Source organism: Burkholderia sp. AU45388 (genome assembly GCF_030481585.1).
Classification (GTDB): domain Bacteria; phylum Pseudomonadota; class Gammaproteobacteria; order Burkholderiales; family Burkholderiaceae; genus Burkholderia; species Burkholderia sola.
Genome location: NZ_JAUJPV010000001.1, coordinates 815,387 through 829,419, shown reverse-complemented (window position 1 = coordinate 829,419; position 14,033 = coordinate 815,387). Strand labels below are relative to the sequence as shown.

The window sequence follows — 14,033 nt, the reverse complement described above, 5'->3', positions numbered from 1 at the left end:
CCGTCGACCCGTGCGCGCACTTGCGCGACGAGGAATGCACTGGTGCGGCCCGGCAGGTCGGTGAAGACCGGTACGGCTTGCGGCTGGACGGTGACGACGCCGACTTCCGGCGTTTGCGGCGGCGGTGTCGATTCTTTTTTCCCGCACGCGGCCAGGAAAACGGCAGCCGTTGCGACAGTGATTAAGCGGTATGGAACCCGTTCGACGCGCATGGAGCGACCTCTCACAATTAGACGACCTTCAATGGGAATCACCAGATCTCCTCATGGTCCTGACGCGCGGCGAACCTGCAGCTTCCAGTTCGCCGCGGATGCGGACACGTGTTGCGGATGTGCGTTGCACCCTGCGGAGCGTTCGTTCGCCGAACTGCTTCCGAAAAAAGAACGGCGAGCCCGCGGCCCTGGCGGGCGCGCGTTGCCGCGGGTTCGGCCAGACTGCTAGCGCGCGGGCCGGAATGCGGCGCCGACGAATTCGATGAACGCACGCGCGGCGGCCGGCAGACGTGCGGCACGTGCATGCGCGAGCTTCAGCGTGACGGGCGCGAGCGGATGGAGCGGGGCCACGCGCACCAGCGTACCGGCCGCCAGATCGGCATCGACGAGATACGCGGGCAGCACCGCCGCACCCATGCCGGCCACGGCCAGCCGCCGCGCCATCTCGAGATGGCCGACGCCCGTATTGCCGGCCGCCGCGCCGGATCGAATCCCGGCCGCGGGGTCGTCGTCGGCCGCCGGCAACTCCAGCCGCACGGTCGCGATGTCCGGCCAGTCGCCGGACGCGGCCGCGCCGCCGTGCGCGGCGACGTAAGCCGGCGCCGCGACGCGCACGGATTCGTACGCGGCCAGCGTATGCAACGCGTGCGCGCCGGACACCGGCATGCCGTCGGTCAGGAACGCGACGTCGATGTCCTCGCTAGTCAGGTCGACGTGGGCATCGGTCAGCGTCACGGTCGGCCGCACGTCTGGAAACCGGTGCACGAAACGATCGAGCAGCGCGCTCAGTTGGCTGAGCCCGAACGCGACCGGAGCGGCCACGCGCAATACGCCTTCCGGCTTGCTGCCCATCGCGACGAAACGGCCGTCGATCTCGTCGATCGCACCGAGAATCCGCTCGACGCGCGCGAGATACAGCTCGCCGATTTCCGTCAGCGACTGGTGGCTCGTGCTGCGTTGAAGCAGGCGCGCACCGAGGCGCGTTTCGAGCGCATCGACCAGCCGGCTCGCCATCGCCGTCGACACGCGCAACCGCGTCGCCGCCCGGCGAAACCCGCCTTCCCTTGCCACCGTCACGAATGCCCGAATCGATTGAAGTTGGTCCATTTGTCCGGATTTCCCTGCGCGGACGACTGCCCGTCTACCTGCACCCGACGCCGCGCCACAGCCGGCCCGCATCGGCCTGGCCAATACGGCGGCCCCGACACCGGCTCAGCCGGGTCGGTCGGGACGTTCGCAACGCGCAAGCGCGGCTTGCAACGGACGCAAACCGGCCTCGGTAAGCCCGATGCACGATCGTTCAATAGCAGTCCTGAGTCTTTCCCGGCGATTCGCGGCGGCAACGCACGCGGCAAGGCCGGCGGCGGCCGCGCGTCACGCGGGCGGGGTTGCCCGCATCATCCGGGCACGCCGAATCGCATTTCCTTCAGCAGGTGCAATGGTAGGGAAACCGCGGGCAAATGGCTTGCCCGATCCTGCGATTGTTTTGCCTTAATTTCCGAATTTGTGCGCCGCACACCATGCGACGACAGGCGACGCGGCCGCCGACCATGCAGGTCCGGATGATCGGGCTAATTTCGGACAGGTTTAGGCAATCCCGCGCACGCAACTGGCCGTACGATGTGACCGCCGTGCCTGCGCGCCGGCAGCGAACCGCAGCGCGCGCATTGCATCGCCCACTCCGCCAACCGCTCACGCAACATGGAAATCGACGCCCGAACGCCGCCGCAACCGCGCCACCCACCGGATCACGATGCTCGATCGGCGGCCCGATCGCCGGCTGCCCGGCTCGCGGCGCTGATCGCTGCGTACGCGCCGCACGACGGCATGTTCGACCTTCCGCTGCGCGGCATGCGCGTCGCGCGCGCGTCCGCGCCGCCGCCGCAGTGGAGCCACGGCGTGCACCACGCGTGCCTGAGCATCGTCGGGCAAGGCGCGAAGTCGATGCGGGTGGGCGAGGATACCTACACGATCGACGAATCGCGGATGCTGGTCGCCACGGCCGACCTTCCCGTGACCGGACGCGTGACGCGAGCGAACCCGGCCGAGCCGTTTCTTTACGCGCAGCTCGAACTCGATCCGCACCGCATCGCGGCGCTCACGCCCGTCGTCTTTCCGCGCGGGCTGCCGAAAGCCGTCGACTCCCGCGCACTCGACACGCTCGATACGACGCCCGAAATCGTCGACGCCGTCGCGCGGCTGATGCAACTGATCGCACAACCGGATGACCTCGACCTGCTCGCACCGCTGATCGTCGACGAAATCCTCATCCGGCTGCTGCGCGGCCCGTCGGGTGCGCGCGTCGCGCAGATCGGCGACGCCGATTCGACGACCCAGCGCATCTCGCGCGCCGTCGCCTGGATTCGCGACCACTATCTCGATCCGATGGCGGTCGACGCGCTCGCGCGCCAGGTGGAGATGAGCCCGTCGACCTTCCACCATCACTTCCGTGCGGTCACGTCGATGAGTCCGTTGCAATGCCAGAAGGTGCTGCGGCTCCAGGAGGCGCGCCGCCTGATGTGCCTGTCGGCGATGGATGCGCGGCAGGCGTGCCGCAGTGTCGGCTATGTAAGCGCGTCGCAATTCAGCCGCGAATATGCACGGCTGTTCGGCGATGCGCCGGGCCGCGACGTCGCGAGGCTGCGCGGCGAAGCGGTGCCGCTGTCGCGCGTCGCACCATGAACGGGTATCGCATGAAAACGCTTTCGTAAGGACGTGCCGGTGGCCGGGCATCGCTGTCCGGACCGCTCCGCGCCCATGCATTCGTCGCCTGCCTTCAACACAGTACTGCGAATTATTTAAATTGAACCGAAAGACAGGGCTCGGCACTCACGCATCGATCATGCGTGAATCAGGAATGACGGGACACGCAGCAAGCGTTCAACGCAGCCTCGTCGGCGGCCAGCATCTCCGGCACGCATTCCCGCAGGAAATCGACGAACGTGCGGATCTTCGCATCGAGATACTGACGCGACGCATATAACGTATAGGCCGTCAGCTTCTGCAACCGGTAATCGGGCAGCACGCGCACCAGCGCGCCGCTCGCGAGCGCGGGCAGCGCAGCCGACATCGGCAGCGAGCCGATCCCGAGCCCCGCGCGCAGCGCGGTGCCGAGTGCATCGGCGATATTCACCTGAAAATCCGGCGTCGGCAATTCGACCGTTTCGCGGCCGTTCGGGCCGTCGAGATGCCAGCGGTCGCGCGGAAACAGCGGCGTGACGAGCCGCAGGCACGCATGCCCGGCGAGATCGCTCACCGTGCGTGGCGTGCCGCGCGCCTTCAGATAGTCCGGCGACGCGCACAGCACGCTGCCCACGTCGCCGAGCCGCTGCGACACCAGCCCGGAATCGGGCAGCTCCGTCGTGCTCAACTGCAGCGACACGTCGTAGCCTTCGTCGATGATGTCGGGCACGTGCTGCGACAGCGTCAGCTCGACGGCGACCGACGGATAGCGTTCGCGGTAACGCACGACCGCGGGCATCACGTAGGACTGGCCGAAACTCGTCGTCGCGTGAACGTGCAGCCGTCCGGACGGTTTCGCCTGTGCATCGGCCGCCTCGGCTTCCGCTTCGTCGATATAGCCGAGGATGCGCTGGCAGCGGTCGAGATACCGTTGCCCGGCATCGGTCAGCGCGATGCGGCGCGTGCTGCGGTTGAGCAGGCGCGTGCGCAGATGCGTTTCGAGTTGCGAGACCGAACGCGACGCATAGGCCGTCGTGATGTCCAGACGCTGGGCCGCGCTCGTGAAGCTGCCCTCTTCCGCGACCCGGACGAAAATGCGCATCATCTGTAACGTGTCCATCGACCTGCCCCCGGGGATTGTCACGTCGCGCCGCCGTGCGGCCGGGGCGCCGGCAGCACCGGCACACGCCGGTCTGGCGCGAATTGTGCGGAACAGTACAGCAGCGTTGCAGGCGTGTCCAGTTCGCCGTATACGGCACGATCCGTGCTGCCGAATCGTGCCGCGGAGCCGCTCGCCGCGCGGCATCCGGGCCGGGCGGGCCTGCGTATCGAAGGTGCCGACGGGCCAACCGCGGCAGTCGGCAAAACTACCCGCCGACCATGATCCCGCTTTCGATCGACGCGCTGCGCATCTCGCGCATTACGCGGCGGCCGCCACGTCGAACGGATTGCGCAACACGATCGTGTCGTCGCGCTCCGCGCCGGTCGTGATCATCGAAACCGGCGCGCCCGCCACGGCTTCGATATGCGCGATGAAGTCCTGCGCGGCCCGCGGTAGCGCCGCGCGCTCGCGCACGCCCTTCACCGAGCCTTCCCAGCCTTCGAACCGTTCGTAAACCGGCTTCGCGCGCGACTGCGCATCGAGGCTCGCGGGCAAATGGTCGACGCGCGCGCCGTCGAATTCGTAACCGACGCACAGCCCGATCGACTCGAAACCATCGAACACGTCGAGCTTGGTAAGCGCCAGCGAATCGATGCCCGAGATTCTGACCGCCTGACGCAGTTGCGCGGCATCGAGCCATCCGCAGCGTCGCGGCCGCCCCGTGTTGACGCCGAACTCCTGTCCGCGCGCACGCAGCATTTCGCCGGTCGCGTCGATCAGCTCGGTGAGGAACGGTCCGCCGCCGACCCGCGTCGCATACGCCTTCGTCACACCCAGCACGTGGCCGAGCTTCGTTGCACCGAGCCCGGTGCCGGCCGCCGCGGCCGATGCCACGGTGCCCGACGACGTGACGAACGGATAGGTGCCCCAGTCGATGTCCAGCATCACGGCCTGAGAGCCCTCGAACACAATACGTTCGCCGCGATCGGTCGCGTCGTTGAGATCGGCCCAGACCGGACGCAGGAACGGCAGGATCTTCGGTGCAAGCGCGACGAGTGTCGCCAGCATCGCGTCGCGATCGTATTCGTCGAGCCCGAGGCCTCGGAACCACGCGTTGTGATGGTCGACGAGCACGTCGAGTTTGGCCGCGAGCCCGCCCGGCTCCGCGAGATCGCCGACACGCAGCCCGCGACGCCCGACCTTGTCCTCGTAGGCCGGCCCGATCCCGCGCAGCGTGGTGCCGATGGGTTCGCGACGCAAACGCTCCTGCGCCTCATCGATCGCACGGTGAATCGGCAGCACCAGCGTCGCGTTCTCGGCGATCGACAGGTTCTCCGGCGTTACCGACAGCCCGAGCGCGGCCATCCGCCCGATTTCCGCGAGCAGCGCTTCGGGATCGAGCGCCACGCCGTTGCCGATCACGCCGCGCTTGCCGCGCACGATGCCGCTCGGCAGCAGAGCCAGCTTGTACGTGTGGCCGCCGACGACCAGCGTGTGGCCCGCGTTGTGACCGCCGTTGTAGCGTGCGACGAGATCGGCCTGCGCCGCCAGCCAGTCCACGACGCGCCCCTTGCCTTCGTCGCCCCATTGGGCGCCCACGACCACCACGTTCGACATGCTCCGTACTCCATGTGAGAAATTCAGACACTCGTTCGGCCCGGTTGGCCGTTTGTGTGCCATATTGGCGGAGCATGATCACCCGATCAAACGATTAAACCTGAACCGTCGTGTGAGTAAATGTCACGCGAAACGATGCAATGGCCCGACGACTCCCTCCGTTGAATTCGCTGCGCGCGTTCGAAGCCGCCGCGCGGCTCGGCAGCTTCACGCTGGCCGCCGACGAGCTGTGCGTGACGCACGGCGCGATCAGCCGGCACGTGCAGCAACTGGAAGCGTGGCTCGGGCGGCCGCTGTTCGAGCGCCACAACCGGCGCGTCGAACTGACCGCCGCGGGCCGCGCCTACCTCGCCGAGGTCGGTGCTTCGTTCGACCGGATCGCGCTTGCCACCGCGCAGCATTTCGGCCACGCGCAGCAGCGCGTGCTGCGCGTCAGCGCGCCCGCGACGTTTTCGTTGCGCTGGCTCGTCCCGAAACTGTCGTCGTTCCAGGTCGCGCATCCGGCCATCGAGGTGCGGCTGTCGACGTCGAACGAGCCGATCGACAAGCTGCGCGACAAGGTCGACCTGATCGTTCGCGGCGGCCCACAGGCCATCGACGGGTACGTCGCGGAGGAATTCCTGTCCGAAGTCCGGCTGCCGGTGTGTGCGCCGAAGTTGCTGGAGGGCCGGTCACTCGACACGCCTGCCGATCTCGCCGGCTTCACGCTGTTGCACGCGGCAACCTATCCGGGCATGTGGCCGGAGTGGCTGGCGGCGACCGGGCAGCCGAATCTCGTACCGCGGCATTCGCTCACGCTCGAGCATTTCTACCTGACGCTGCAAGGCGCGCTTGACGGGCTCGGCGTCGCGATGGGGCCGATCGCGCTCGTGGCCGACGACATCGCGGAAGGCCGCCTCGTGCAGCCGTTCAGCGAACCGGCACTGCCGCCGTGGCGCTACTTTACGTATGTGGCGTCCGCGCGCGCGGACGACGATGCCGTACGCGCGTTCAAGAACTGGCTGAAGGCAACGGGCAGCGCGACGGCGTCGGGCGGGCGGCGCTGACTGTCCCTGCCTGGGTGTCGTACATCTTCACGACACGAAGGATTCCAAATCGAATTGGAAAAACGTGGGGAATGAGTTTGCCTTCGTGCATCGCGCGACCGCGACACATGCGGCAAGCCGTGGACGAACCGTGGCTTGCCGCCGGACGACGCTTACTGGCTTGCAGCGCCGGCCTTCTTCTCCGCGTTCTGCAGGTTTTGCGGATAGTTCGGATCATTGGCCGCCGGCTTGTAACCGGCGTCTTCGAGTTTCTTCAACTCGGCGGTGTTCTTCGCACGCGCAGCCTTGTGTTCGGCTTTGCGTTTGGCCCTGGCTGCCTTGCGCGCTTCGCTCTTCGCGGCCTTGGCGTCCTGTGCGGCCGGCGCGCTGGCGGTTTCCTGCGCAAACGCCGGCGCCGCCGAGCCAAACAGGAAAGCGGCTGCGGTAGCAGCCAGCGTGAGTTTTCTGATCTGGATTCGCATCGCTGAACTCTCTTTTTTGATGACTATCACGGTTTGAAAAACCATCGAGATACCGCCCCTGCCCTGACTAGTCGTCATGTCGCAGTCAGGACCCGAGCATCATAACCGTGTCGCAAAAATTATGGCGTCAACGTGCTGACGGAATTCGGGATACACGTATGGGAGACGACGCGGTCGGTGCGCTCGATGACGGCAACCGCGGTACTCGATGCGGTGCGACGCGCCGATGGGCGTTTCACTGGTGGTGATATCGATACACTCATGCGCGACGTGAGGATCGTCGTGCTTTCACGATCACCGCAGCAGCAGTCGATCAGTGCGCAACGTTATCGGTCGATGCCGCTCGGGCGACGGTTTCTCCCATAAACGACCACGATTCGTTTCTTCGACGGTCAAGCCGATTACGTGGCGTCGTCGTGGCGTGCGGTGATCCATTCGGTACCGCTTGCCGCACTGTGGTGCGGAAGGTTGCCGCTGTGTGGAGACAAAGCGGGTTGTCGACCCGCAGGTCTGACGAAAAAGGCGGGGCTGCGCGAGCGGTGAAGACATCGGCCCGAGTAGCTGCACGAATGCACTGAAACCGCTCATGAGCGTGCAGCGCTCGTCGGTCGATATGTCCATCGCCAGGAGGCCTGTCCGTCTGTGCAACCGGCTTGCCGACCCTCAGGCGTCACACTGGGATGCCGGTCGTTTCTTGTTTGCGATGGTTCCTTATGTGGACGAGGGTTGAGATCCACACAGCTTGCTTATACCTGTGCCCCGGCCCGGTCGGTGAGCTTTTACGGGAATCCGGTCCTTCGGAAGGTGAGCATGTTCGGGAGCATCGAGGAATTCGATTGCGGTGAGTTTCGGCACGCACGACATCTTCACGTTGGCTCGCAACGATGCCCACGGACCGAGCAGGACTTCGCTGGTGGTGTTCCAAAGGTAGAAAAACGGACGGGATGCGGGATGGAAAACAGCCGGGATCGGATTCCTTCGGGCACAGTCCACAGGGCTAAATTTGGCGAGCGGCATCACACGCAATTGACAAAACTTTGTCCGGAGACGAGGCCGCGCGAGTACAAAAAACCATTCGCGGGCAGTCCAGGATGATTTCGAACTGCTGTGGAGGATGCCACTGGATTCGCCCGGCTCGTCAGTCACAGGTTCAGAGGGTGTCACGAGGCGCGGTTTGGAGTCCCATAAACGGGAACCTCTCCGGCGAATCTGGGAATTTCCTCCCATAAGTTTCTACGTTTCACCATTTGTGAGTGGGCACTTACCTCTTCGGAAGGCCTTGTCAGACCTAGAGCCTTCTAGAGACGGTATGTCAAACAAGGCCAACTAGGCCTGTATCGAGGAATCTTGACGGTGGATGTCCCACAGACGACTCCCATGGGTAGCGGTTTATGGGGTTCGTCTTTCTGTGCAAGCACACGTGTGTTTACATCTTTGGTAAACCACGTTTACTTCTTTAACTACTTTTAGACGGCTCACAGTCTTGTCTGGTAAGGCTTTGAGGGGTGTTCGGTACCCATTTATGGGAGCACAGGTGGAAGGGTTTGGGGCTTCAGGTCTGTGGATTTGGGGGTTGGGGTACCGTGTTGTGGGGAAACAGGGTTGTGGATATGGGGCCAACGTATCCGCTTATGGGAAAGCGACCGTAAATCGCGGTGGGTAGTCGTCTATGGGAACACATGAAGGTAGCCTTTTATGGGGTGCTTTTCCTGGTTGATTGTCCGGAACATGCACAGCGATTTTCCTTGGGTAGCCAGTTATGGGGGATCTGGAAGGTACCTATTTGTGGGAGCCGGTCTTGACCAATTTGCTGCCATTCGCTCGAAGGCTTCGTGAAGATTTCCCATAGACAGGGCCGATGCCACGGACAGGTTACCTTCTATGGGGAAAACGAATGGTTGCCGTTTATGGGGGCGATTTACACCTTCAAGCCGGAGAGCGACGCTGTCGACCATGCGGACAGGTACCCGCCTATGGGAATCGACGAAGGTAGCAAGTTATGGGAGAAAACGGCGGCCGTGTTGCGAGGCACCACGAATCTTCCCCGCGATCTCGATTCCGCTCGTTTGCCCCCATGGATGGCTACCTTCGCGCGGCAAATCTTGTGCCGGGTTGCCCTGCCGGTCCAAGAAAGGTAGCAGCTTCTGGGATGTATTTTGATCAAAAGGTAGACGGATATGGGGCTCTGAATAAGTCGCCAAACGCGAATTTTTCCTTATTTCTCTGATAGTTGGATCAGATAGTGAAAGTGATGCTGGAGCAAGGGCGTTGCTCCGTCGCGCGAAAAGGTATAAAGTCCGCTCTCAATAAGGCAACCTTACCCGGACACCACGATGCCGCGCAAGCCAGCAAGCAAAGGCTCAGACAAACAGGTTTCGCTGTTTCAGACACCCGAGCCGCCCGACTTGCTGCGCAAGGCGGTTCAGGCGATTCATATCGCGCCGAAGTCGGGAAAGATCGGTCTGCAGCAGCGCAAGATGTTCAGCTCGCTGATCAAGAATGCGCTTCGGCAGGAGGCGTTCGAACCGGGCCGGACGAGCTTTTCGATCTCGATCGCATCGCTGTCGCACGAGAGCGGGCTCAACAGCAACAACACCAAGTACGTGAAGGATACGGTCAACTCGTTGATCAGTACCGTCGTCAACTGGGACTACCTGGCCGCGGACCGTTCGACGGTCTGGAAAGCGTCGGGCCTGCTCGCCGGCGCGGAACTCGAGCAATCGGTGCTGAAGTACAGCTTCTCCGACCAGATTCGCAGCGAATTGCTCAATCCCGAAATCTACGCGCTGATCGATATGCGGATCGCTCGCGAGTTCCGGCGATCGCACTCGCTCGCGCTGTGGGAAAACACGGTGCGCTACGAAGGGATCGGCATCACCGCGAAGATTCCGCTGCCGAAATTCCGTGACCTCATTCTCGGTCAGGACAAGGCATCGCAGTCCTACAAGGAATACAAGCTGTTCAAGAGCAAGGTCCTGGTGCCGTGCATTCAGGAGGTGAACGAAGTATCGGACCACACGCTCGAGCTGATCGAACACAAGTCCGGCCGCAGCGTGGAAGCCGTGCAGTTCAAGGTGACGCGCAAGCAGAGCACCGATACGGTCGAAGACGGTGACGTCAAGAACGAAGCGTTGGTCGAGGAGGTCGCGAAGTTCGGCATTCCGCGTTCGGAGGCGCGCCGGCTGATCACGCAATACGGCGTACAGCGCATCAAGGCGGCGATCGCCTATACGCTCAATCGGACCACGAAGAAAAATGCGGCGCCGGTCGACAACGTCGCCGCGTACTTCCGCAAGGCGCTGACGCACGGTTACACGCTGGCCGACGGCCAGGGAACCGAAGCCGTCGCACCGGCGAAGGAATCCGCGCAGAGCAAGCAGGAACAGATTCGCGACAAGTATCTGGCGGCGAAGGTCGAGGAAGCCGGCGCGTATTTCCGCGAACTGGAGATCGACGACCAGACCAAGCTGATCGAGCGTTACAACGAGACGGTGGCGGGTTCGAAGGACCTGACGCTGTCACCGAAGAAGAAGGCGAGCAAGCTCGCGCAGACCAGCTTCTTCCGATGGCTGGCGCTCGATACGTGGGGCGAGCCGACTTCGGACGACCTGCTCGAATTCCTGCTCAAAAGCAGTCTCGCAGGCAACTGAACGCGGCCTCGCCGTCGCACGCGCCGTGCGCCGGACCGTGTTGCGGTCCGGCTTCGCGACGCAGCGCGAAGGCGAGGCGTTTTTGCGGCGGCGCGTTACTTTGGCGTGGCCGCCGCCAGATCGGCGACGTATGCGTCGATGACGGTCTTGAGCTTGTCGGCAAGCGCTTCCTGGTGGGACGCGTCGACGCCCTTGAGTTGCAGATCCAGACGTCCGTCCGGATAAGTCTTCAACTGGCCGATCGCGCGCGATTCGAGCGCGAAGTCATGACGGACGCTATAGCGCGTGCGGCCGGCCTTCCTGGCGCCGTCGCTCTGCGTACGCAGGAAGTTCTCGAGATCGCGGACGGATTTTTTCCGGTCGATCACGGCCGTCAGCAGCCGGTCGGCCGTCGGCTCGCCCAGACGTTCGAAGATCAGCTTCAGGAAGTACGCGGCCTGCAGACCGACCACGTCGTTCGCACTCGCCATCCGCTCCAGCAGCGTGTTCGGCAGCGCGTTCAGCGACAGCGTCTTGCTGATCGATGCCTTGTCCTTGCCGATTTTCTCCGCCAGCGTGTTCTGGTCGGCAAAGACTTTCTCGTCGAGGAGACGTTTCCACGCAACCGCATCGTCGAAGATCGTCTGGCGTTCGTGATCGTGGTTCGCCCGATACGCGATCGTATAGAGCTGCTCGGGCGTGTGATCCGTGCGGAACGTCGCATTGATCGTCTCGTCGCCGTTGATGCTCGTCGCACGCAGCCGGCGTTGGCCATCGATCACGACGAGCTTGCCGGGGAATTCGGGAAGCCGCGTGACCTTGATCGGCTCGATCTGCCCTTCCCGTTTCAACGTCAGTGCGAGCTCGTGCAGGCTCGACTCCGAGTAGAACACGCGCGGGTTGAACGGGTTCGGGATGCAGTCCTTGACCAGCACCTTCCGCGGCGCGCCTAGATCGGGCGTACCGGTGGGCGCGGTTGCGATCGGTGCGCTGGCGGGTGCCGCTTCGACGGCGGCAGTCGGTGCGACCGCCGGCTCGGGTAGCCGCGTTTCGAGCGCCGCGTTTTCCTGCGCGAGGCCGCGCAACAGGCCGGCTGCCAGATGCAGGTTGCCGGTCGGTTTCTTGTCTTTCGAGGTGTCCTTAGCCATGGGCGGCTCCGGTAGCGCGCGTCGACGCGATGTATTGGGCCATTTCCGTGACCAGCTTTTCGATTTCCGCGCGGGCTTCCTTCAGGCCCTTCAGGTATCGATTGTGGTGATGGATCGTGGTGCCGAGCGCGAACGTCTGACGATAGACCTCGCGTTGCGCGATCTGGCTGTCGAGCAGATGCTCCCCTATTTCTTCAGCCCGTAAAATTTTTAAAATTTCTTCACGCATTTTAGTTTTTCCATTAACGCTATTCAGCATTAATGCGGAAGAAAGTTGAGGATTTCGAACGGCTCGCATCGACTCGATCATGCGGATCATCGCGACCGTGCTGTACAGATCGGCTGGCGACGGCGAAAGCGGCACCAGACAGAAGTCCGCCACTTCGAGGACGGAGGCAATACGCGGGTCTTCCAGGTTGCCGGGGCAGTCGACGACGATCACGTCGTAGTTCGCGTCCTGCTTCTTGATCTCACCACCGATGCCGCGACCGGCAGGCGCCAGCGACAGGACTGTCATCGGAAGCGTGTTCTCGCCACTCGTGACCCACCGGACGGAGGTGCCTTGAGGATCGGCATCGATCAGTGCGACCTTGTTGCCGCCGGCTTCGAAGGCCGCTGCGATGTTGACGGAGATGGTTGTCTTTCCAGTACCACCTTTTTGATTACTGACGGCGATCTTGAAAGCCATTGAATTCCTCCAAGGAGTTTTGCGTAATATATGCAGTTATTCGTGGAATGTCCAGGTAAGTGTTCAATACCGTCTATGTTTTATTGACCGTTGTGGTTGTTACGTGACAAATCGGCCGAATGGCCAGACGGTGTTCGCAAATAGCGACTCAACAAAAAACATCGATGCCGATCGCAAAAGAACGAATGCGCAGGAATCTCGCCGTCTTTACTGTCTATAAGCCGTTGTGCAGAGAGGCGGCGTTTTGTCGTGCATCGGTCTCATTTGAAATCTGATACGAGACCATGTCGATGCTGGAATTGGTCGCGAGGAACAGATGGTTGTCACGTGACAAGTCGCTGAACGCCTCAGTTTCTCTAGGGGCGTACGTGTAACGGGAAATCTTCGATACGGTTGCGTCTCGGGCTTCCACGGAAATCTCTTCACTTCAATTACTAATGTACGTGATGCGTGACCATGTACGCCTTTCCGTCGTGCGATGAGTTGTCACGTGACAAATGGATTCGAGCGCGCGCCACCTGGGGATTTAGCGATCATCAAGCGATGGTCATAGTTGATGCGCACCGGTGGTGTAGGCGGCATACCGCTGGGCGTAAAAACATCGCCCGTAGCTTCCCGTTCTCCGGCTCGTCGGTGAATCGCTAGGAGTTGTCACGTGACAACAGGAGCCGACGTCCAGAAGACTTGCGTGGTAGGCCGCTATATGAAGCGAAGTGTCCCGCGCGGGATTGAAAAGGAGCCTCTTGGAAGCGAGGGCCGCACTTCTTCGAGTGGTGATTCCGCTATCGTCGAGTGCGCTCACGTGTCGAAGCTATGCTGCTGACCAGCTGTCGAGGTGCGCCCCAAAAGGCGGTATTGTGGAGTGTTGATATGTCCCCATTTTATGGGGTGAAATTGGATGTACGGCTTGTGTCGGTCAATAGGGCAGGGCGTGGCAAATCACCTCGCTCCGGCCTGGAAAGGCTCAATATGCCCGAGTTCACCGTGGATATCGGCCGCAATAGGCGGTGAAACCATGTGTCAGTGGCATGTGACGACCCAAATGCGTCAGGTCGTGAAACATTCGCCGAAAATCGATGCCTGCCGGAAATCCTTGTGCGGCAAAGGCTTGCGCCATTTTCTTCATCCTGTTTCACGCTAAATGAGCACGATGAAGCTTGGAAATGGGGGCGTATGCTATTTCAGAGCATCGGCGTTAGGAAGTGGAGGAATTGCAGACAAATTTGTCGTGTTTGATACGTGATTTGTAGTCTACGAAACGTGTTTCGGCAATGCGCTGCTGGATGTCATCAGCGTGTCGGAGAATCAGTCCACCGCAGAGTCGCTTCGAACCGCCAATTCAGCGCGAGATGCACGGGTATTTAGCGCCAGTTGTCACGTGACAACGCCTGTGCCGCGCCCCAGATTCGGGAAGTCGCGGAGTATGGGGAGAAGAATTGGCAGGCAGG

Annotated in this window: 9 protein-coding genes and 1 pseudogene; 3 read left to right on the top strand and 7 right to left on the bottom strand. The window is 62.5% G+C overall.

Annotated features, from left to right (window positions below):
- Together QZM72_RS03815 and QZM72_RS03810 are read right to left on the bottom strand one after the other, a co-directional pair.
- Nucleotides 1-212 (bottom strand): annotated as a pseudogene (locus QZM72_RS03815) (efflux transporter periplasmic adaptor subunit); the annotation flags it as partial.
- 225 nt (nucleotides 213-437) lie between these two features.
- Entirely contained in the window at nucleotides 438-1,319 is an 882-nt protein-coding gene (locus QZM72_RS03810; RefSeq protein ID WP_301737216.1) for a LysR family transcriptional regulator, read from the bottom strand.
- Nucleotides 1,320-2,039: 720 nt separating this feature from the next.
- Between QZM72_RS03810 and QZM72_RS03805 the strand changes: the two genes are divergently transcribed.
- A complete protein-coding gene (locus QZM72_RS03805) occupies nucleotides 2,040-2,894 on the top strand; it encodes an AraC family transcriptional regulator (RefSeq protein ID WP_301737215.1) in 855 nt (284 codons plus the stop codon).
- Nucleotides 2,895-3,063: 169 nt separating this feature from the next.
- Here QZM72_RS03805 and QZM72_RS03800 read toward each other — a convergent pair whose 3' ends face one another.
- Both QZM72_RS03800 and QZM72_RS03795 read right to left on the bottom strand, forming a co-directional pair.
- Nucleotides 3,064-4,014, bottom strand: a complete 951-nt coding sequence (locus tag QZM72_RS03800) for a LysR family transcriptional regulator (RefSeq protein WP_301737214.1) — start codon at nucleotides 4,012-4,014, stop codon at nucleotides 3,064-3,066.
- A gap of 300 nt (nucleotides 4,015-4,314) precedes the next feature.
- A complete protein-coding gene (locus tag QZM72_RS03795) occupies nucleotides 4,315-5,613 on the bottom strand; it encodes an adenylosuccinate synthase (RefSeq protein WP_301737213.1) in 1,299 nt (432 codons plus the stop codon).
- A gap of 140 nt (nucleotides 5,614-5,753) precedes the next feature.
- On the opposite strand from QZM72_RS03795, the gene gcvA reads away from it, so the two are divergent.
- Entirely contained in the window at nucleotides 5,754-6,659 is a 906-nt protein-coding gene (gene gcvA / locus QZM72_RS03790; protein ID WP_301737212.1) for a transcriptional regulator GcvA, read from the top strand.
- Between the two features lie 152 nt (nucleotides 6,660-6,811).
- On the opposite strand, the gene QZM72_RS03785 is transcribed toward gcvA, so the two are convergent.
- On the bottom strand, nucleotides 6,812-7,120 hold the full coding sequence (locus QZM72_RS03785) for a hypothetical protein (RefSeq protein ID WP_089471656.1): 309 nt from the start codon (nucleotides 7,118-7,120) through the stop codon (nucleotides 6,812-6,814).
- A 2,333-nt stretch (nucleotides 7,121-9,453) separates the two neighbouring features.
- Between QZM72_RS03785 and QZM72_RS03780 the strand changes: the two genes are divergently transcribed.
- Nucleotides 9,454-10,770 (top strand): replication initiation protein, encoded by a 1,317-nt coding sequence (locus QZM72_RS03780; RefSeq protein WP_175931254.1) that lies wholly within the window; start codon nucleotides 9,454-9,456, stop codon nucleotides 10,768-10,770.
- Between the two features lie 95 nt (nucleotides 10,771-10,865).
- Here QZM72_RS03780 and QZM72_RS03775 read toward each other — a convergent pair whose 3' ends face one another.
- Nucleotides 10,866-11,897: a ParB/RepB/Spo0J family partition protein gene (locus tag QZM72_RS03775; protein WP_301737211.1), complete on the bottom strand. Its 1,032-nt coding sequence runs from the start codon at nucleotides 11,895-11,897 to the stop codon at nucleotides 10,866-10,868.
- Nucleotides 11,890-12,585 (bottom strand): ParA family protein, encoded by a 696-nt coding sequence (locus tag QZM72_RS03770; protein ID WP_069619693.1) that lies wholly within the window; start codon nucleotides 12,583-12,585, stop codon nucleotides 11,890-11,892. The genes QZM72_RS03775 and QZM72_RS03770 overlap by 8 nt, the downstream gene beginning before the upstream one ends.
- Nucleotides 12,586-14,033: the final 1,448 nt, after the last annotated feature.

Excerpts from the sequence above, each read along its gene's own strand:
- QZM72_RS03785 (WP_089471656.1), bottom strand. The coding sequence starts at position 7,120 with ATGCGAATCCAGATCAGAAAACTCACGCTGGCTGCTACCGCAGCCGCT.
- QZM72_RS03800 (WP_301737214.1), bottom strand. The coding sequence starts at position 4,014 with ATGGACACGTTACAGATGATGCGCATTTTCGTCCGGGTCGCGGAAGAG.
- QZM72_RS03810 (WP_301737216.1), bottom strand. The coding sequence starts at position 1,319 with ATGGACCAACTTCAATCGATTCGGGCATTCGTGACGGTGGCAAGGGAA.
- gcvA (WP_301737212.1), top strand. The coding sequence starts at position 5,754 with ATGGCCCGACGACTCCCTCCGTTGAATTCGCTGCGCGCGTTCGAAGCC.
- QZM72_RS03805 (WP_301737215.1), top strand. The coding sequence starts at position 2,040 with ATGTTCGACCTTCCGCTGCGCGGCATGCGCGTCGCGCGCGCGTCCGCG.
- QZM72_RS03775 (WP_301737211.1), bottom strand. The coding sequence starts at position 11,897 with ATGGCTAAGGACACCTCGAAAGACAAGAAACCGACCGGCAACCTGCAT.
- QZM72_RS03795 (WP_301737213.1), bottom strand. The coding sequence starts at position 5,613 with ATGTCGAACGTGGTGGTCGTGGGCGCCCAATGGGGCGACGAAGGCAAG.
- QZM72_RS03770 (WP_069619693.1), bottom strand. The coding sequence starts at position 12,585 with ATGGCTTTCAAGATCGCCGTCAGTAATCAAAAAGGTGGTACTGGAAAG.
- QZM72_RS03780 (WP_175931254.1), top strand. The coding sequence starts at position 9,454 with ATGCCGCGCAAGCCAGCAAGCAAAGGCTCAGACAAACAGGTTTCGCTG.